The 19,630-nt window shown below is 70.0% G+C and carries 18 protein-coding genes; 13 read left to right on the forward strand and 5 right to left on the reverse strand.

Annotation, left to right across the window (positions count from 1 at the left end):
* Positions 1–78: 78 nt before the first annotated feature.
* On the reverse strand, positions 79–822 hold the full coding sequence (locus DT019_RS21745) for an alpha/beta hydrolase (protein WP_114038544.1): 744 nt from the start codon (positions 820–822) through the stop codon (positions 79–81).
* A gap of 517 nt (positions 823–1,339) precedes the next feature.
* Between DT019_RS21745 and DT019_RS21750 the strand changes: the two genes are divergently transcribed.
* The 4 genes from DT019_RS21750 (at position 1,340) to DT019_RS21765 (ending at position 6,138) form a co-directional block, all read left to right on the forward strand.
* A complete protein-coding gene (locus DT019_RS21750) occupies positions 1,340–2,374 on the forward strand; it encodes a threonine/serine dehydratase (protein WP_114038545.1) in 1,035 nt (344 codons plus the stop codon).
* 151 nt (positions 2,375–2,525) lie between these two features.
* The gene (locus tag DT019_RS21755) at positions 2,526–3,146 is read left to right on the forward strand and encodes a hypothetical protein (protein WP_114038584.1); all 621 of its coding nucleotides are present in this window, start codon (positions 2,526–2,528) and stop codon (positions 3,144–3,146) included.
* Positions 3,147–3,728: 582 nt separating this feature from the next.
* Positions 3,729–5,078, forward strand: a complete 1,350-nt coding sequence (gene gdhA / locus DT019_RS21760; RefSeq protein WP_189389810.1) for an NADP-specific glutamate dehydrogenase — start codon at positions 3,729–3,731, stop codon at positions 5,076–5,078.
* A 199-nt stretch (positions 5,079–5,277) separates the two neighbouring features.
* On the forward strand, positions 5,278–6,138 hold the full coding sequence (locus DT019_RS21765; protein ID WP_114038547.1) for a DUF72 domain-containing protein: 861 nt from the start codon (positions 5,278–5,280) through the stop codon (positions 6,136–6,138).
* A gap of 128 nt (positions 6,139–6,266) precedes the next feature.
* Here the strand turns inward: DT019_RS21765 and DT019_RS21770 are convergent, their stop codons facing one another.
* The gene (locus DT019_RS21770) at positions 6,267–6,776 is read right to left on the reverse strand and encodes a DUF6069 family protein (protein WP_114038548.1); all 510 of its coding nucleotides are present in this window, start codon (positions 6,774–6,776) and stop codon (positions 6,267–6,269) included.
* 137 nt (positions 6,777–6,913) lie between these two features.
* On the opposite strand from DT019_RS21770, the gene DT019_RS21775 reads away from it, so the two are divergent.
* The gene (locus DT019_RS21775; protein ID WP_317617788.1) at positions 6,914–7,177 is read left to right on the forward strand and encodes a WhiB family transcriptional regulator; all 264 of its coding nucleotides are present in this window, start codon (positions 6,914–6,916) and stop codon (positions 7,175–7,177) included.
* A 212-nt stretch (positions 7,178–7,389) separates the two neighbouring features.
* Here DT019_RS21775 and DT019_RS21780 read toward each other — a convergent pair whose 3' ends face one another.
* On the reverse strand, positions 7,390–7,878 hold the full coding sequence (locus tag DT019_RS21780) for a DUF5709 domain-containing protein (protein ID WP_114038550.1): 489 nt from the start codon (positions 7,876–7,878) through the stop codon (positions 7,390–7,392).
* A 277-nt stretch (positions 7,879–8,155) separates the two neighbouring features.
* Here DT019_RS21780 and DT019_RS21785 point away from each other — a divergent pair, with 277 nt between their 5' ends.
* From DT019_RS21785 to DT019_RS21825, 8 genes are all read left to right on the forward strand, one after another.
* On the forward strand, positions 8,156–9,349 hold the full coding sequence (locus tag DT019_RS21785) for an amidohydrolase (RefSeq protein WP_114038551.1): 1,194 nt from the start codon (positions 8,156–8,158) through the stop codon (positions 9,347–9,349).
* Positions 9,350–9,916: 567 nt separating this feature from the next.
* Complete coding sequence (locus DT019_RS21795; protein ID WP_114038553.1) at positions 9,917–12,025, forward strand: glucose PTS transporter subunit IIA; 2,109 nt, start codon at positions 9,917–9,919, stop codon at positions 12,023–12,025.
* 140 nt (positions 12,026–12,165) lie between these two features.
* Positions 12,166–13,017, forward strand: coding sequence for a PRD domain-containing protein (locus tag DT019_RS21800; RefSeq protein WP_114038554.1), 852 nt, complete (start codon positions 12,166–12,168; stop codon positions 13,015–13,017).
* A 309-nt stretch (positions 13,018–13,326) separates the two neighbouring features.
* The gene (locus DT019_RS21805) at positions 13,327–15,123 is read left to right on the forward strand and encodes an alkaline phosphatase family protein (RefSeq protein ID WP_147267341.1); all 1,797 of its coding nucleotides are present in this window, start codon (positions 13,327–13,329) and stop codon (positions 15,121–15,123) included.
* A gap of 309 nt (positions 15,124–15,432) precedes the next feature.
* Positions 15,433–16,431, forward strand: coding sequence for a L,D-transpeptidase (locus tag DT019_RS21810; protein ID WP_114038556.1), 999 nt, complete (start codon positions 15,433–15,435; stop codon positions 16,429–16,431).
* Between the two features lie 58 nt (positions 16,432–16,489).
* Complete coding sequence (locus tag DT019_RS21815) at positions 16,490–16,996, forward strand: SigE family RNA polymerase sigma factor (protein WP_114038557.1); 507 nt, start codon at positions 16,490–16,492, stop codon at positions 16,994–16,996.
* The gene (locus tag DT019_RS21820) at positions 16,989–17,681 is read left to right on the forward strand and encodes a hypothetical protein (protein WP_114038558.1); all 693 of its coding nucleotides are present in this window, start codon (positions 16,989–16,991) and stop codon (positions 17,679–17,681) included. The genes DT019_RS21815 and DT019_RS21820 overlap by 8 nt, the downstream gene beginning before the upstream one ends.
* 70 nt (positions 17,682–17,751) lie before the next feature.
* Positions 17,752–18,144, forward strand: a complete 393-nt coding sequence (locus DT019_RS21825) for a nuclear transport factor 2 family protein (RefSeq protein ID WP_114038559.1) — start codon at positions 17,752–17,754, stop codon at positions 18,142–18,144.
* Between the two features lie 33 nt (positions 18,145–18,177).
* On the opposite strand, the gene DT019_RS21830 is transcribed toward DT019_RS21825, so the two are convergent.
* Together DT019_RS21830 and DT019_RS21835 are read right to left on the reverse strand one after the other, a co-directional pair.
* A complete protein-coding gene (locus tag DT019_RS21830; protein WP_114038560.1) occupies positions 18,178–18,741 on the reverse strand; it encodes a dihydrofolate reductase family protein in 564 nt (187 codons plus the stop codon).
* 199 nt (positions 18,742–18,940) lie between these two features.
* Complete coding sequence (locus DT019_RS21835; RefSeq protein ID WP_189389813.1) at positions 18,941–19,606, reverse strand: TetR/AcrR family transcriptional regulator; 666 nt, start codon at positions 19,604–19,606, stop codon at positions 18,941–18,943.
* Positions 19,607–19,630 lie beyond the last annotated feature (24 nt).

The raw sequence follows: 19,630 nt of genomic DNA on the forward strand, positions 1-19,630 counted from the left end.
ACAAGCAGCGGAGCGGCGCGAGGACCTGCCCGCGGCGCGAGACGCCCTGGCCGACCCGGCCCACCGTCCGCTGATCTCCTAGGAGTTCGGGCTCTTCAGGTGCCGCGTGAAGAACCGGGCTGCGAAGTCCCCCGCCGCCTGCGGGACGCCGGTGTGCCCGCCCATATTGGCGTGCAGGGACTTCTCCTGGGAGCCGAAGGCATCGAACAGGTCCAGGGCCGCCTGACGGTCATTTCCTTCGTCGTCCCACTGCAGCAGGACGTGCAGGGGAATGGTGACCCGACGGGCCTCCTCGAATATGACGCGAGGCACGAAACTCCCCGCGAACAATCCGGCGGCCACGATGCGCGGCTCGACCACCGCAAGCCGGATGCCGATCGAGATCACTCCCCCCGAGTATCCGACCGGGCCGCCGATCTCGGGCAGCGACAGGAGGGCGTCCAAAGTGGCCCGCCACTCCGGGACCGCCCTGTCGACCAGTGGGAGGACGACGGCCTCGGCGATCTCGTCGCTCACCGGCCGACCGGCCGCCTGTGCCCGGCGCAGGTCGGCGCGAGCCTGTTCGGCGGCGGCCCACCGGGGCCGGTCACCGCTCCCGGGGAGCTCGATGGTGGCCGTGGCGAAGCCCTCCGCCGCGGAGTGCAGGGCCCGGGCCACCAGCCGGGGGTACATCTTGCGCAGTCCCAGGGGAGGGTGGCCCAGCAGGATCAGCGGAACGGGTGTGGCGGACGCGGGCGTCCACAGGATGCCGGGTATCTCGCCGAGGGTGAATTCACGCTCGACGACGTCGCCGTCGAGACGCTGCTCAGAAGTGAAATGCATGGTCGTGCCCTTTCGGGAGTGCACGGAACGGCGCTCCCGGACGACCTACCGCCCGACCGTGACCCCGGAGGGGAGCACCCATGTCGATACTGCGTTCACGGGTACCACCTCCTCCATCTCTCGCACGGCCTCCGAAAACGTACCAGCGGTCGCAGGGGCCCGCCAAACGAATTCTTGCCCGCGATCCGCGACCGAATACCGAGAGTCCGTTGAATGCCCCGGCTCCCGTGTTACTCAACTCCAGCGCGGCGTCCCGGTCTCCGGGCAAGAACAGGTCGGCGTCCCGGCCAGACCACGCCGGGCCAGGAGGCATAGCGGTTTCGGTGCCGGCCTCCCCCGGGCCTCGGCACGCCGTTAGGCTGCCTCGCATGCTGATCACCCGGTGGGCTCTCGTCTGGGCCGCGCTCCACGGGAACCACCGCTTCTGGACGCGTCGACCCGCCTGCGCCCGCCGCATGTTCACGGCCCGGCGCCCGGCTCAATGAGCCCGGCCCCTCCCCTGACCAGGAGCCTCACCATGCCCCACCTCGCCTACGGCGACATCAAGTCAGCCGCGGACCGCATCACGGGCCACGTGCGACCGGTCGCCGTCGCACCCCTGGATCTCGACGCCATGCGCACCGCGCACCCAGGCGAGTCCGGCCAGGTCTGGGCCGCGTTGGAGTTCATCCAGCACACCGGGTCGTTCAAGGCCCGCGGCGCGGTCAACTTCCTCCGCTTCCACCAAGAGGCGGGCACCCTGCCCGACAGCGGGGTGACCATAGCGTCGGGCGGCAACGCGGGCCTTGCCTGCGCATGGGCCGCACGGCGCCAGGGCGTTACCGCAACGGTGTTCCTGCCCGCCAACGCCCCGACCGTGAAGGTCGACAAGCTCCGTTCTTACGGCGCGACCGTGCACCTGGTCGGTGAGCAGTACGCGGAAGCCCTGGCCGCGTGCGAAGCCTTCGCCGAAGACATCGGCGCCCTGGCCTCCCACGCCTATGACCACCCCCTGATCGCCGCCGGTGCCGGAACGCTTCTCGACGAGATCCGCCGGCAGATACCCGACCTGGACACGGTCGTCGTCGCCGTCGGCGGCGGGGGCCTGTTCGCCGGAGTGGCCACCGCGGCCCAGCACCACGGCATCCGCACCATCGCCGTCGAACCCCAGAACTGCCGAGCCCTGAACGCCGCCCTCGAAGCCGGCGAGCTGGTCGATGTCACCGTGGACTCCGTCGCGTCGGACTCCCTCGGCGCCCGCCGCACGACCAGCATGGCGCTCCACGCGCTGCGCCAGGAGCGTACGCACTCCGTGCTGGTGCCCGACTCCGCCATCGTCACCGCCCGCCACGCGCTGTGGGAACACCACCGCATCGCCGTCGAGCACGGCGCGGCCACCGCGCTCGCAGCCCTCACCGCCTGTCCCCGCAGCCTTCCCGACACCACGCCGAAGCCCGAACAGACCCGGACCTCCTACACGCCCAGCCCCGGCGAACGCGTCGCCGTCGTGCTCTGCGGCGCCAACACCGACCCCGCTTCTCTGCTCACCCCACCCGGCGACCTGTCCCAGTAATCCCACGGAGCAGAGAGCGGTTGTGCCGCTGCCGAGGAGTCCCGCCGGCGACTGCGTACCGACCAGGCAGCGGTCCGCCCACTGCCCGACACCGCAGCGGAATCCCATGACAGCGCGGCAACCGGTCCGGCATCATCACCGGGTGATCGTGATGCAACCCGTTCTGGAGATCTTCCCTGCCGACGACTTTGACCTCTGGCCCACTGACGAGCCCGAGTCTTACGGGTACCTCGTCCTGGACGGAGAACGGACGGTGGCGGAGGTGGGCACGGCCGTGATGCGGATCGCCGACTGCAACGCCTCCGAGCCGGAGGAGGAGCACGGGCCGCACCCGACCGACCCGCTCGGCACGTTCCTGCACGGGCTGCTCACCCTGCCCGACCTGTTCGCCTCCGGCGGGTTCCGGGTGAGCGACGATGCCACGGGAATCATCTTCGTCGAGCCGGGTTGCTGCAACGGCCTGGAGACCTGGCGGGACTGGCTTGAAGTGCTCGATGGCACCGGCAGCTGCGCCTTCGGCCACGACCCGTCCTCGATGGCCGAACGCGTCGGCGACACCGTCCGGTTGATCCACGACTCCTACGGGAATGAAGACAGCCCGACGATCGAACTGCCAGTAGCCCAGGTCCGCACACTCGTTGCCGGAGCCCAGCGGGACTTGCAGGACTTCCTCCGCCTCGCCGCAAGCTGGGCCGAACAACACCTGCCGACCCACGCCACCACCGTCACCACCGCCCTGGGACGCGCGCTGAACCTCGAGCCCACACCATGACCAGTCCCAGACCCGCCGAGCGGTACCGAGGCCAAGCACTCGGTGGTGTGGTTCAAGGTTGCGGGGTCCAGGACTGGCCCTGGGAAGGACACGTACGCCGTCACCCGCCCGCCACGCCTGCGCGTGACGGCCCGTCTCGAAGGCCTGCCACTTGGACTTGCCCTTCGGTGGTTGCCATCGCGGCCCGCCGAGGCGACGGCCGCCGAGTCTTTCGGCGGTACGGCGACGAGGCCAGCCGGACCGAGCGGGGCGGGCGGACCCGGCTTCGGGCGCGCAGCTCGGGCACCGGCCGTTGCCGCAGGCGAAACCGTCGTCGCCCTCAGCCGTCAACCAGACCGAGCGCCGGCCTGGGTGACGGCGGAAACCGCACCGCGAGGACGCCGCGGCACCCGCCGGGTCGGGGCAGGCCGACCCTGAGCGACTGGCCATGGGCCTCTTCTCCCGTCCAACTCGCCTCGCGCAGTGGCCCCTTGTGGGCCCCGCTCCCAAAGGGTGGACCGGCCGCGTCGCCTGGGACAGGGTGTGGCACTGTGATCTGGGCCCGCACGCCCGCCGGAACAACCGTCGGAAAGGAAACCGATCGTGACCGACCCCAAGGACAGACTGGACGCACTGCGGGCAGAGATCGAGCGCCGCAATCCCGGACAGCCCGAGTTCCATCAGGCCGTGCGAGAAGTCCTGGACACCCTGGGCCCTGTCCTGACTGCCCGCCCCCAGTACGCCGAGCCCGGGCTCGTCGAACGGCTCCTGGAGCCGGAACGGCAGATCATCTTCCGGGTGCCGTGGACCGATGACCGCGGCCGGGTCCACGTCAACCGTGGCTACCGGGTGGAGTTCAACAGCGCGCTCGGCCCCTACAAGGGCGGTCTGCGCTTTCACCCGTCGGTGGACATCGGCGTCGTGAAGTTCCTCGGTTTCGAGCAGATTTTCAAGAACGCCCTGACGGGGCTCGGTATCGGCGGCGGCAAGGGTGGCAGCGACTTCGACCCGCACGGCAGGTCTGACGCCGAGGTCATGCGCTTCTGCCAGTCGTTCATGACCGAGCTGTCCCGGCACATCGGCGAGCACACCGACGTGCCGGCCGGGGACATCGGCGTCGGTGGCCGCGAGATCGGCTACCTGTTCGGGCAGTACCGCCGCATCACCAACCGCTGGGAGGCCGGTGTCCTGACCGGCAAGGGCCAGGGCTGGGGCGGTTCCGTGATCCGTCCCGAAGCCACCGGCTACGGCTCCGTGCTGTTCGCCGCGGAAATGCTGAAGGTGCGCGGCGAGTCCCTCGACGGGCTCAGCGCGGTCGTGTCCGGCTCGGGCAACGTGGCTCTGTACACCATCGAGAAGCTCCAGCAGCTGGGCGCCAACCCGCTGACGGCTTCGGACTCCTCCGGCTACGTCGTCGACGACAAGGGCATCGACCTGGCCCTGCTCAAGCAGATCAAGGAAGTGGAGCGGGGCCGCATCAGCGAGTACGCCGCCCGGCGCGGCGCCTCGGCCCGCTTCGTGCGCGGAGGCCGCGTCTGGGAGACACCGGCCGACGTGGCCTTCCCGTCCGCCACGCAGAACGAGCTGAACGCCGAAGACGCGCGCACGCTCATCGCGAGCGGCGTCAAGGCGGTCTCCGAGGGCGCCAACATGCCCACCACCCCCGAGGCCGTGGACCTCTTCCAGGAAGCGGGTGTCGCCTTCGGCCCCGGCAAGGCCGCCAACGCGGGCGGGGTCGCCGTCAGCGCCCTGGAGATGGCCCAGAACGCAGGCCGGGTCTCCTGGAGCCGTGAGCGGGTGGAGGACGAACTCGCGGGCATCATGCAGTCCATCCACGCCGTCGCCCACGAGACAGCCGAGCGCTACGACGCCCCCGGAAACTATGTGACCGGCGCCAACATCGCAGGCTTCGAACGCGTCGCCGACGCCATGCTCGCCCAGGGCGTCATCTAGTCCCTCCCTTCCGTCCTGCCGCCCGGCAACACGGCGGCGGGCGGAAGGGTGCGCGGCAGCTCGCCTGACAGACGCGGCAACTCCGGCCGCTCGCGGCGCAGTCGTGCTCGCGGCAGACTCTTGCGACCGCCGTACAAGGGCCTGCTTCCCCGGCACGGAACCAGCGCGCAAGGTCGTTTTCCGTGGGTACCGGTCTCCTATGGGAGACATTCTCGTGGGCACCTGCTCCTGGACCGACCCCGCGCTGCTGCGCAGCGGCTGGTATCCGTCCGGCCAGCGGGATGCCGAAGGACGGCTGCGGTACTACGCCGGTCGGTTTCCGGTCGTCGAGGCCGACGCGTCGTACTACGCCCTGCCTCAAGAGCGCGTCAGCCAGATGTGGGCGGAACGCACACCGGACGGATTCACCTTTGACGTAAAGGCGTTCTCGTTGCTGACCGGGCATCCCACGCGCGAGGCCGTCATGCCGGACGGGCTCCCGCCCGACGCACAGGACGCCGGGGTACTCGACGACGTGTGGTCGCGGTTCGCCGAGGGAGTCGGACCGTTACGGAAGGCCGGGCGGCTGGGCAGCGTACTCTTCCAGTTCCCGCCGTGGCTTCGGCCCGGAGCCCGGGCCGAGCGGCTCCTTGAGCAGACCGCGCGACGCACGGCCGGCTGGCCGATCGCCGTGGAGTTCCGGCATCCCGACTGGTGGCGCACGCGGCAGGCAGCGTCTACGTGGTCCCGGCTCGCGGACCTCGGCATGGCCGCCGTCGGCGTCGACATGGCTCAGGGGCTGCCTTCCTCCCTGCCGCCCGTCACGCCTGTCACGACGTCCCGCTTGGCCGTCGTGCGGTTCCACGGACGCAGCACGTCATGGGGGCGGGGAAGCAAGGAGGACCGCTTCCGGCACGCGTACCACGACGAGGAACTCGCCACGTGGCTGCCTCGGTTGAGGGACCTTGCCGGGCGGGTGGAACAGGTCCACGTGCTGTTCAACAACTGCTGCGGCGACGCATCGGTGCGGGCCGCCGAGCAGATGGACCGCCTGCTGCACGGAGGCCACCGCCGGGCGTGACGACGGCGGTTCAGGGGTGCTCGGCTCCCCACCCGGCACCGCGAGCCCTTCTCACAAACTGGGAGTGCGGCGCCGGAACGCCGCCGAACGTTCCGGCATCTTGATCCCGCACAGCAGACGCGAACCACTCAGCTTGCGTGGGGCCGTGCGGAACCGACGCTGGTGGAGACGGCGGACAGCAGACCGGTGATGACGGCTCCAATGACGAGGAAGACGGCAGCGCTGGCCAGTTGCGTGGCCGTGCTCAGGCTGGTGGTGAAGGGCATGAGCACGAAGACGACGGTCACCAGAGCGGCGATCCAGACAAAGAAGGCGCGGGGCCGGGCGACGGTGACGAGCAGCAGGTGCAGCAGCCCGGTGGCCACCAGCGCCGCGCCCACGGCACAGGCCGCCAGATAGCCCGTGGTGGCATCCCCCCACACTCCCGCCCTGCGCGGGGCGAACACCGGCACGTCCAGCACGCCGCGCATCAGCAGCGTGACCACGACGGCTGCGAGAGCCGCCACCACGGCCGTCGCCGCGCCGGTCGCCCACAGCCTCCCCGCGGCAACCGGTGGCGTCGGGGCCGCCGGACCGCGCTCCGGGTAGGCGGCCGGGCCGTGAGAGGGATACTCCCCGTACGGGGCGGGACCAGACACGAGATCACCTCACTCAAGACGTGTCACTTCGTGCCGGTACGAGTGCCCTCCCTCGCACAGTCGATGTGGCGAACCCGGCCCGTCTCCCGCACACGGGCGCCGGTTTGGCCGCGACGCTCAGGGGCACCCACCGCCGCATGGAGTGGCTGCGGCCCAGTCAGGGATGGATGCGCGGGGCCGCCTGCGTCGACGCGGACCCGGAACTGTTCTTCCCCGTGTCGAATGCGGGTCCGGCGCTCAAGGGCAGAGAAGCCGCCAAACGCATCTGCGGCCGCTGCGCGGTCAGCCGCGAGTGCCTGAAGTACTCGCTCGTCACGGGTCAGTCGGCCGGTATCTGGGGCGGCCTGGCGGAGGAGGAACGGGCAGAGCTGCGGCACAGCACCCTGCGGACCGACTGCTGATCGTACGGGGCCCGCAGCTGCGTCCGGGACCTGCCGTCGGGCCCCCACCCGCAGACCCCGAGAACGCAACGGCCCGAACTCCGCCTCGCGCCAACCCGGTTCACCGGCGCCATCCGCGCCCACGCGGGACGGGACGCGGCACCCGCTCAGGTCCCTGCCGACCACCCGGAGGTCAACCCCCTTGTCAGCTCCGCCAATCGCGGCGATACGGGTCAGTGGGCGTGCCCGCCCTTCGGCGGCACCTGCTCCTCGGGAACGACGTGGACAGCGGCCTCCTCGGCGCCCGCAGCACCCCCGTCGACGCCCGCGTCGAAGGCAACGAGTGCCCGGCCGTCGTCCCGACCGTTCAGGTCCTTCGGCGCCACCAGGCGTCCGGCGCGATCCGAACCGGCCTCCGCATCGACCGGCTCACCCTCCCCGCCGGGCAGGTCGCCCACGTCGTCGCCCACAGGCTGCTCCTGGTCCGGAACCTCCTGCTTCAATCGCTCGTCCAGGGACTCACCCGCGCGCTGCTCCGCCGCCGTGACGCCACTCTTCGTCACACCCAGCGGCTTCTCCGGCGGCGAATACCCCTCGTCGAGGATGTCGTCGTACGTGCGCTCGTCAACGGCGTCCTGAAGATCGAGGGGAGCCGCGTCTTCCTGCTCCTCGTTGCCGTCCGTGGGCTGGTAGACGTCGTCCGCCATGTCGTCGCCGTTCATGACTACCTCGCGGTTCCGTATGTCCGATGGGGAAACACTGCACGGGCTACCCGTGCAGGGCTCTCCAGGTGCCCGTGGGCGCGCTTCGGCAAACCCATGCGCCCCACGCGCCGTCGCAAGCCATGAGCTGGCTGGGGAGAGAGCCGGTCCCCGGGTGGTGGGGTGGTCGGCGAAGGACGTTCCCGAAGAGTGTGGGGGTGCCCGGACCGTGGCACTCGCTGCTCTGCACACCTCCGCTCGCCGATCCCCTTCCCTTGCCCTACGCCGAGGAGGCCAGGTGTCCCGCGCCTTTCAGGACGAGGTTCACGACAGGCTGCGCGCCGAGGTGGCCGCACGGGCCGACACGCTGTGGCAGACCGCGCTCGGCCTGCATGCCGACCCCGAGTACGCCTTTGAGGAGCACCGTGCCGCCGCCGTGCTGACGGGAGAGCTCGAGAAGGCCGGATTCATGGTGGAGCGAGGGGTGGCCGGCATGCCGACCGCGTTCACCGCCCGCTCGGGTCACGGCCGACCGGCCGTAGCGCTGTTGCTGGAGTACGACGCTCTTCCTGGTCTCGGTCACGCCTGCGGTCACCACCTCATCGCCGCTGCCGGTCTGGGAGCGGCCCTCGCGCTCCGCACCGTGCTCGGCGGCTCGTCCGGGTGTGTGATGGCAGTCGGGACCCCGGCGGAGGAGGGAGGCGGCGGGAAGGTTCTGGAGGTGGAGGCGGGCGTATTCAACGGCGTCGACGCCGCGCTGATGTTCCACCCAGGTGTCCACGACTGGACGCGGGCGCCGCTGACCGCACAGGTGCAGTACCGAGTCGTCTTCCACGGCCGAGCCGCGCATCCCACCGGCAGTCCGACCGAGGCGATCGACGCACTCGCGGCACTGATCGAGCTGTTCAACGTGCTCACCGTGCTCGGTCGGCGGCTGCCGGAAGGCTCCCACGTCCAGGGCATCATCACCGACGGAGGCACGGCCACCAACATCGTGCCGGGCCGTGCGGAGGGGCTGTTCGGCCTGCGCGCGGTCACGACCCGGTCGTTGGAGACGCTGGTCGCGCAGATACGCACCTGCGCGGACGGCGTCGCCCTCGCCACGGCGACGACGACAGAAGTGGAACGCGCCACACTCCGCTACGAGCACTTCCGCAACAGCGACGTACTGTCGGAGCGCTTCACCGAGCACCTGTCCCGGGCGGGGATCGAGCTGACGCCGCCCGCCCCGGGTGTCTATCTGGGGTCGTCGGACATCGGCAACGTCAGCACACGCGTACCCGCCATCCATCCTTTCGTCGCGATCACGGACGGCGGGTCCGATCACACCCCCGAGTTCGCCGCTGCGGCGGCCTCCCCGCGGGCCCGCGACGTACTCATCGCGGCGACCGGCGCGCTGGCGTGCACCGCCGCGGACGTGCTGCTGAGCGACGAACTGTGCGAGAGGGCTTGGAGGAGCCACGCCGAACGTCACAGCGAGGACCCCGCCTGACGCGGCATCCCTGCGGAGCAGCGCTCAATGGTTCGCGTGCCCGGCCGGCGTCGTGCACCCGAACCGCAGCACGTCCGACAGAGCCACCGGGGTAAGCGCCCCGGTCACCGTGCGCGTGGCCCGCCTGGCCAGATCAAGACCGATGCCCGCTGGCCGCTGGTCGCGAAGCCCGTCCGGCGCGACATCCTCCGGATCGCCGACCACCACGTGCTGCCCGGCGTGAAGACAGACAGGGGCGAGGGCGACGAGTGGCCCGAGATCCGGGCCGCGGTACTCGGTGCCGACATCCTGATCCTCGCCACGCCGGTCTGGCGAGGAGGGGCAGCCGTATGTCGACCGTCACGGAACCAGGGTTGCGGTCCACATAACGGCGAGTTAAGGTTGCGCCCGATCGATCCCGATCACAGGGTTGTTACTCCCCCGATGACGTCGCCGTCGTCGTGAGGCGAGGCAAGGCCTGGGAAGCGCCGTTGGCGCGTCCCGGGCCTTTTTTGTTGCCCCGGCCCGGGCGGGAGAGATCACGAACCGATGCAGGACGGCAAGCACCCGAGGATGCGAGGAAGCATCATGAGTACACCCGAGCAGGGAACCGATGCGCTGGCGGAGGCAATCCTCCGCGGCGTGGGCGGCCCTGAGAACATCGAAAGCCTCACGCATTGTGCGACGCGGCTGCGCTTCCAGCTCCACGACGGGTCGAAGGCCGACCAGGCGGCGCTCGATGCACTGGACGGAATCATGGGAACCGTCCCGCAGTCCGGTGACCGCTTCCAGATCGTGATCGGCGGGGCCGTCGCGGGCGTCTACTCCAAGATCATGAACCTGCCGTCGATGAGCGCCGGCGGCACGCCCCGGCCCCAGTCAGACGCCGACGTCAAGAACGCGATCCGCGCCAAGGGGCGCGGGCGCTACGCCTGGCTCGACAACTTCTTCGAGTACCTCTCCGACTCGTTCCGCCCGATCATGGGCGTACTGCTCGGCTCCTCGCTGATCATCGCGATCGCGTCCGTCCTCGACGCTCTCGGCGTCGTCGACTTCCGTGCCGCCGACAAGTCCGCCACCTGGGTGTTCGTCGACGCCATGTGGCGCTCGGTGCTGTACTTCCTTCCGCTCATGGTCGCCTACAACGCGTCCAAGAAGCTGCGGATCGACCCGTGGGTGGGCGCCGCCGTGATGGCCGCGGTGATGACGCCGAACTTCACGGGCATGCTCAACCCGAAGTCCGGGATCCCCGGTGTCAGCTGCACCACCAACGCGACGCTGGGCACCCAGGAGTGCGTGGCCCACGTCTTCGGGCTGCCGATGCAGCTCAACGACTACGGCGGCCAGGTCTTCGTGCCGCTGCTGATGGTCGCCCTGCTCGCCCTGGTCTACAAGGGCCTGCAGCGCGTCTTCCCCGAGAGCATGCACATGGTCTTCGTGCCGTTCTTCAGCATGCTGATCATGATCCCGGTGACCGCGTTCCTCATCGGCCCCCTGGGCATCTGGGCCGGCAACGGTCTCGGCGAGGGGCTCTCCTGGCTGAACGGCAACGCCCCGATCGTCTTCGCGATCATGATCCCGCTGATCTACCCGTTCCTGGTGCCGCTGGGCCTGCACTGGCCGCTCAACGCCCTCATGCTGGTGAACATCAACACCCTGGGCTACGACTTCATCCAGGGCCCGATGGGCGCCTGGAACTTCGCCTGCTTCGGCGCGACCGCCGGTGTGCTGCTGCTCTCCATCCGCCACCGCGAGAAGGAGATGCGCCAGACCGCCACCGGCGCCCTGGCCGCAGGCCTGTTCGGCGGCATCTCCGAGCCGTCCCTGTACGGCATTCACCTGCGCTTCAAGCGGATCTACCCGCGTATGCTCGTCGGCTGCCTGGTGGGAGGCGTGCTCGTGGGCGTCCTGGGTGGCGTGGACACGAAGGCGTTCGCCTTCACCTCCCTGCTGACCATCCCGGTCTTCACTCCGATGCCCACGTACGGCATCGCCGTCGCGGCGGCCTTCTTCACCTCGATGGCACTCGTGTACTTCTCCGACTTCCGCACCCCTGAGCAGCGTGCCGAGGTCAACGCCCAGCGGGACGCGGCCGAGGCCGCCGCGGGCGGTGCGGACGCGACGGCAGCGACGGCTGTGGACGGCGCGCAGGTGCGGGCCGAGGAGCGCGAGCTCGTCGCTGTCGGCACCACCACTGCCGCCGGTGTCTCCGCCCGGGCCGCCGCGGGTGCCCCCGAGGCGGGGAACGTCGAGCTCGCGGCGCCGGTCGCGGGTCAGGTGGTCGGGCTTGACGAGGTCGGCGACCCGGTCTTCGCCTCCCGTGCGCTCGGCGAGGGCGTGGGCATCGAGCCGGCTGACGGGCGCATCGTCGCCCCGGTCGACGGCGAGCTGGTCACGGTCGTCGACACCGGCCACGCGTTCGGCATCCGCACCGCGGACGGCATCGAGGTGCTCGTCCACGTCGGCATCGACACGGTGCAGATGAAGGGCGAGGGCTTCGACGTGCGCGTCGCATCCGGTCAGCAGGTCTCCACCGGCGACCTGCTCGTCGAGGTCGACCTCGACGCCGTGCGCGCCGCGCAGCACCCGACCGTCACTCTCATGACCGTCACCAACACCGCCGACCTCGCCTCGGTCACACCGCACACGGGGCGGAAGGTCGCTGCCGGTGAGCCCGTGGTGACCGTACAGCGGTAAGGAGCCGCCCCCGGTCCGACGCGCGCCCCCTTCGCGGGGCGCGCGTCCCGCGTCGGCCGCGGCGGCGGTTGGCACGCACGGCCGACGGTACGGGATCATCGGACAGGAATCGGGCCACGGACAGAAGGAAGGAGGGGCCGGTGGAGGCACTACGCGTACTCAACAACAACGTGGTCCTGGCGCGCGACGAGAAGGGCCAGGAAGTCATCCTCACCGGGCGTGGCATCGGCTTCAGCTCCCGCCAGGGCAAGCCGGTCGACCCCGCGCTGGTCGTGCGCGTCTTCGTGCCGGCCGACGGCCGCGACCCCGATCACCTGGCCGAAGCCTTCGCCCTCATCGGCGAGGACGTCCTGCGGGCCGTCGTCATCGCCCTCGACGAGGTCGGCATCGAGGGGCGCGAGTCCACCCGCCCCACCCTGGCCATCGCCGTCGCCGACCACGTCGCCGGCGCGTTGGACCGGGCCAGGCGAGGCATCGTCGTCGAGTACCCGCTGCGTGCCGAAGCCCAGACCTTGTACGCGGCCGAGTACGCGCAGGCGCAGCGTCTGCTGGCGGCCATCAACGAGCGCGTGGACCCGAAACTGGACGCCTCCGAGGCGACCGCGCTGGCGCTGCACCTGGTCAACGCCGGCTTCGCGTCGGGCGACCTGTCCTTCACGTACACGATGACCGGGGTCATCCAGCAGCTGCTCGCCGTCGTGGGCAAGCAGCACGGTCTGGACGTCTCCCAGGAGTCGGTCAGCGCGGCACGGTTCATCACCCACGTGCGCTACCTCTTCGTGCGGATCCAGCAGCACCGCCAGCTCAAGGGCCACGAGTCCACCATCGGCAAGGGCATCCGCCAGCACTACCCGGAGGCGACCCACACCGCGCAGAGGCTCGCGACGATCGTCGAGCTGCGTCTGGGACAGCAGCTGAGCGAGGACGAGGTCTCCTATCTGGCGCTGCACGTGGCTCGCATGACCATGGAGGAGGACGGCTCCGGCGCGTGAGACCGCGACGCGCGCAGGTGCGCGCGGCACCCGGAGCAGCGGCCCGCGCCTGCCCCACCACACCCCGCCGGTCGGCGGGGTCCTGATACCGCACGTCGGCCACGACCGGCGACGGAACGTCCCGCGAAGCCTCGCACGGATTCCCGCCAGAGCCGCCATGACCAGCACCATGCCAACTTGTCCAACCAAGTTTGGACTTGGTTCTTCCGCCTGACGGCGGAGATCGGTATCCATGTCCCGTTCATCGTGCACGGCCGGGCCGAACGGCCCGCGCCACACCTCCACACGGGACGAGGTACACATATGCACTTGCGCCGAAGACTGTTCAGCTGGGTGCTCGCCCTCCTCAGCTTGCTGATCTTCTCCCCTCCACCGGCTCACGCAGCCGCGGGCAGCGGCAACCTCATCGTCAACGGCGATGCGGAGGCCGGGGGTTACTGCACTGAGGACTGGGCGGCGGCCACGACGGTGCCCGGCTGGACCACCCAGGCCGGCGGGGTGAACGTGATGTGCCACACCGCCGGTTCGTTCGGGCTGCCCAGCGACGGCCATGCTCCGGGTAAGGCCTTCTTCGGGCCAGGCAACTTCGGAGACGGTTCGATGTCGCAGACCGTCGACGTCTCCTCGGCAACCGCCGCGGTGGACGGCGGCGGGGTGAGCTACAACCTCTCCGGCTGGCTCGGCGGCTGGACCACCTACAGCGGGTACGCCGCCGTGAGCCTGCACTTCAAGGACGCGAACGGCCGCCCGCTGGGCGGCATCGCCAAGCTGCCCGCGGTCTCCCCCTCCGACCGGGCCCTCACTACCGCGTTCCTCGCCCGCAGCGCCGCCGGCCCGGTACCTGCCGGTACCCGCTCGATCCAGGTCGAGGTGCAGTTCCTGTCGACGTCGCACGAGGCCGGCTACCTCGACAACCTCTCCCTCACCCTGAACACACCGGTCACTTCGCCGGGCCCGCTCACCCCTCCCGTGTCGAAAGTGCCGGGCTACGACCACGTGTTCATGGTCATGATGGAGAACACCGACTACTCCGCGATCATGAACGATCCGGCCGACACGCCTTACATGCACAGCCTCATGGATCAGGGTGCGACGTTCACCGACTTCCACGGCGTCTACCACCCCAGCGACGAGAACTACCTCGCCGTCGCCGGCGGCGACACCTACACCAAGGGCGCCACCTACTGGCCCAACATCAACTCGCCCCAACGCCACCTGGGCGATTCCCTGGAGGCCGCGGGCAAGAGCTGGAAGGCCTATGAACAGGGAATGGGCACGCCCTGCAACACCAAGAACAACAATGACAGTTACTACCAGCCCGACGACGCGCCGTTCATCAACTACACCGACGTCAGTGGCAACGCCTCTCGCTGTGCCGCGCACCTCTTCGACACCACGCAGCTGACCACCGACCTCGGATCGGCTTCGACCACCCCGAACTTCTCCTGGATCGCCGCCGACGACTACTACGACGGCGAGGCCTCCGGCAACGGCAACGCCACCAGCCTCAAGACCCAGGACGGCTGGTTGAAGCAGACCCTTGCCTCGGTCCTCACCTCCCCCGCCTGGACCCAGCAGCGCTCGCTGCTCATCCTGACCTGGGACGAGAGCAACAACGAGGCGTACAACCACATCGTGACCACGCTCGTGGGTTCCCAGGGCACCGTCGCGGCAGCCACCACGAGCCCCGCCCACTACGATCACTACGGCATCGCCCGCACCATCGAAGCAGCCCTCGGGCTGCCCGGCCTGACTGCCAATGACACCTACGCAACGCCCCTCAACACGGCCTTCGCACCGACCACCGGGACGACGCCGACGCTCACCGGCGACCTGAACTCGGTCGCGTACGGCGGCAACGTCACCCTGCGGTACTCGGTGCCCTCGGCCGCGCAGGCGAGCGCGAAGAACTGGATCGGCATCTATCCGGCCGGTGTGACCCCCGGCCAGCAGTCGTCCCTGGCCTGGGCATACGCACCCGACTCCAGCGGTGCGGCGACCTTCTCCACCGGCAAGCTGAGCGGGCCGGGCAGCTACGACGCGTACTACCTGGCCAATGACGGCTACTCGGTGCTGGCCGGCCCGTTCTCCCTCGCGGTGGGCTGATCCGGTCTCCCCCCTCCGCCACACCCGGCAGCACCGGGGACGGGGTTGGCTGTGCCGTGGCGGCGTCCGTCGTCGTACGGAATGGGCGAAGTTCACGTTCGAGCAGGTCATCGGCGGGGTCAAGAGCCTGTCGGACAGGGGTCTCGCACCGGATGTTCGTCCCCGGTCGTGGACGTTGCACCCGATCCTCCCGGCGGGCGACGCGGCCGAGGAACGCGCGAGGCTCGCAGAAAGATTCGGATCGGGTGCAACCGTGCTGCTCCCCCACGCGTATAGGAGGCGAGATCGCGCTTCACATGGGGGGACTTCATGTATCAGGACCGTTCTGTCGGCCGATCCGGCGGCCGGATCGGCGCCGCCGTCACGGTGTGTCTCGTCCTGCTCCCGGTCGTGGGCTGCTCGGCGGGCTCCGACGGGCGCGCGGCTGACGGGGCACCAGGCTCCCGGGCTTCCGCGGCCCCGGCGAACGCCAAGGACGGCGGCGCCGCAGGCGCGGCGTCGCAGGCACCGAAGGCCTCATCGACGCCCGAGCCCGCCGCGCTCGCCAAGGCCGAGGTGAACATCGCCGATGGGCAGACGGTCGGTGTGGGCATGCCGATATCAGTCACCTTTCCCGAGCCGGTACCGGCCGCCGACCGCAAGGCCGTGGAGAGCCTGCTGCGGGTGCGGACGTCGACGAGCACGGCGGGCGCCTGGAGCTGGGTGAAGGACCAGAACCTGCGCGACGGCCAGCGCGTCGACTTCCGTCCCAGGGCCACCTACTGGCAGCCCGGCACCAAGGTCACACTCCATGTCGGCTCCCAGGGGACGCGCCAGTTCACCATAGGCCGGTCCCTGATCGCCTCGGTCGACGTGGACGCGCACACGATGACGGTTCGCACCGAGGGCAGGACAACGCGCATCCCGGTCACCACGGGACGGCCGGGCCTGGACACCTGGAACGGCACGATGGTCGTCATGGACAAGGCACCCAAGGTGCACATGGACTCCCGCACCGTCGGCCTCGGCGACGCCTACAACGGCCACTACTTCTGGGCCGTCCACCTGACCGAATCGGGGACGTACGTGCATCAGAATGAGCGCGCGGACACGGAGGCGGGACGCCACAACGTCACCCACGGCTGTGTCGGGCTGGCCACCGACGGGACCGCCCGGAGGTTCTACGACCAGATCCGGGTCGGCGACGTCGTCACCGTCACCGGCGGCAAGAAGGACATCGTCGCGACCGGCAACGGTTACGGCGACTGGAACCTGACCTGGGAGCAGTGGCTGGCGCAGAGCGCCGCCGGGGAGACCACGACCGCGTGAGGCTCGCCCCGCCACCGCATACCCCGCGCCCGCAGCCGTAAGAGGAGAGCACGACAAGGTGACCGAGGACGAGTTCGACGTCTTCTACACGGCTGCCTATCCGCGTCTGGTCGGCCAGTTGTACGCCCTGACGGGCGACCACGCCGAGGCTCAGGACGTGGTGCAGGAGGCCTTCGTGCGGGCCTGGGACCGTCGTGCCTCGGTCCTGTCCGGCGACCAGGCTCCCGAGGCCTGGCTGCGCACGGTCGCTCATCGCCTGGCCATGAGCCGGTGGCGGCGGGCGCGGCACTGGTGGGACCTGGTCCGGGGTGACACGGCGACACGGCCCGTGCCCGAACCGAGCCCCGATCACGTGGCGTTGGTCGCGGCCCTGCGCCATCTTCCCGAGGCCCAGCGGACCGCGATCGTGCTGCACCACCTGTGCGATCTGAGCGTCGAACAGATAGCAGCGGAGACCGGCGCAGCCACCGGCACGATCAAGGCCCGACTGTCACGCGGCCGTTCAGCGCTCGCCGGCCACCTGACGAGCGAGGAATCCCATCCGACGGAGGAAACCCGTGTCTGAGCGCCCGTGGTCGCACACCCTGACCGAGACAGAGCTCTCCGATCGGCTCCACGCCTTGGCAGTGCACGGCGCGACCCCGGCCCCGACCGCCGGAGCGCAGGTCAGAGGCCGCGCGGTACGCCGCCGCCGTGGCCGGCGCGTGCTTGTCTCCACCTCGGTGCTGGCGGCGGCCGGCGTCACCCTCGCGTCCGGCGTGCTCCGCTCGCCCGCACCGCCGCCGCCTTCCTCGACTGTCGGGCCCCCCACGCCCGTGCAACAGATACTGATCGACCTCGACGCACACACCCTGGCCGTCGACGGCCGCAGTTTCCGTATCGGTGCGCCGACTCCCCAGTGCTCCATCGGCGAGCGGGCGGTCACGGTCACAGCGAAATACCCCGTGGTCAACCTCGCCCCCAACGCGATCGGCGTCGGACGGGCGGGCTCCCGGAACTGGGCCGTCACCTTCACCGACCACAACCACCAGCAGCGGCTACTGCTGTTCGAGCTGACCGCCTCCGACCTCCCCGCCGTCGGCGAGGATCGCATTCTGGGAGCTGTCGGAGTCGCGCCCGCATCGGGCAAGCCGGTTTACGACGCGATCAGGACCGGCGCGCAGGTACACATCAAGGGCGGGCAGCAGTCGGAGGAACCGCTCTCCAATCCGGCCTGCATCGACCGCCAGCCGGTCAGGGAGGGTTCCTGACGTGCGGCCCCTCCCCCGCATCCACCACACCCGGTCCTCCAGGACCGCCAACCAACCCCAGGGAACTCCGATGACACGCACCGGCATGGAAGCCGCCCTCAACGACCTGCTCTTCAACCGCGACATCACGCTCGACGAGGCCGCCGACCGGCACTTCGCGCCCGACTACCGCCAGCGCGCGGACGGCGCATGGGCCACCCGCTCCGAGTTCCTCGATCACATCGGTCACCTGCGGGGCATGGTCTCCGACGGCCACGTGGACGTGCACGAGGAGTTGTACGACGGCGACAAGTACGCCGACCGGCACACCTGCCACATCACCAAGAACGACGGCAGCACGGTCGCCATGGAGGTCTATGTCTTCGCCACCCTCACTCCCGAGGGCCGCTTCCGCCGCATCGAGGAAACCACCCTCATGCTCCAGGGCAGCGACGCCGACCGTGACCTCGGTAGCGCCCGCTGACCGACCTCCACGCCCCCTCTGCCGTGATCGGCCTCAGCGCCTCGTCTCGTACCTGGTCAGGAGCACGCCGCAGGGAAGCGTCCGCGTCTCCACCAGGTTCAGGTTCACCCAGCTGTCCAGCACGGTGAAGAACGGCGTGCCGCCGCCCACCAGGACCGGCGCGGTGGCCAGGACGTACTCGTCAATCAGCCCGGCCCGCATGGCCGCCCCGGCGAGTGTCGCGCCGCCGATGGCCATCGGGCCGCCGTCCTCCGCCTTGAGGCGAGTGATCTCGGCGACCGCGTCGCCGGTGACCAGGCGGGTGTTCCAGTCGACCTTGTCGATCGTCGAGGAGAACACCACCTTCGCCATGGCCCGCCAGCGGCGCGCGAACTCCCTCTCCGCCGGGGTGGCGTGGGGCTGCTGGTCGCCGGTCGGCCAGTAGGAACTCATCGTCTGCCACAGCTTGCCCCCGTAGAGCGACAGGTCGGTCGCCGGCAACTGGTCGGACCAGAACTGGAACAGCTCGTCACTGGGCGCGCTCCAGCCGATGTCGTCGCCGGGTGCGGCGATGTAGCCGTCCAGGGTCACGTTCATGCCGTAGATCAGTTTCCGCATGGCGCCCGCCTTCCGCGAGTAGGTCTCACCTGCACAGACCGGCGCGCGGCGGAAAACTCATCGGAGCGCGATCTGAGCTGGTATGCCATCCTCGCGCTGATCTTCATCGACGGCTCGGCACCACGGCAGGCTGCCGTTCATCCGTGCGGGCCCGCCCCGATGCCCGGCCTCCGCTGCGCAGAGCCTTCACCTCCGGATTTCAGCCAGTCCCACTGGGCCCGCCGTCACCGAGGCGGCCGATCAGCTGGGCGAGTTGCTCGGCGTAGCGCTCGACGACCTCGGGCGAGCTCGCGTCGGCGCCGAACAGGGCGCGGGCCAGCTGTGGGTAGACGGCCAGTGCATTGGCCGCGCTCATCTCGATGAGCAGCAGCGCAGCCGGGTCGAGCCGGTCGTCGAGTTCACCGGCCCGCTGGCGCTCACGGATCGCCTCGACCTCCTCGTGCAGCCGGGCGTTGCGCTCGGCCGCGTTCTCGTCGTCAACGCCCGTGTCGGCAAGGCCCTCCCAGGCGAGGAGACGGCCGCCCAGGCGAGGGTCGACGCTCACCCGCACGTAGTGCTTGATCATCTCGGCGCCGTCCATGTCGTCGGGGAACGCCTCGGCTTCATAGGCCCGCCACCGGCGGCCGATCTCCCGGTACAGGCCTTCCTTGCCGTCGAAGTAGTACGTGATGAGCTGCTGGTTCACCCCGGCGCGCGCGGCGATCGCGGACACCCGGGCCCCGGCGAAGCCCTTGGCGGAGAACTCCTCAGTCGCGGCGTCGAGGATCAAGGCCTTGGTGCGCTCGGGATCGCGCTGCCGCTCGTGCCCGGTCGGCGCTCGCCGCGCCGACCGCCGTGCGCTCGTGGAGTTCTTCTCGGGGGTCACAGCAGAGATTCTGCCATCCAGCCG

Origin of the sequence: Streptomyces sp. SDr-06 (genome assembly GCF_003324565.1) — a bacterium.
Lineage (GTDB): Bacteria > Actinomycetota > Actinomycetes > Streptomycetales > Streptomycetaceae > Streptomyces.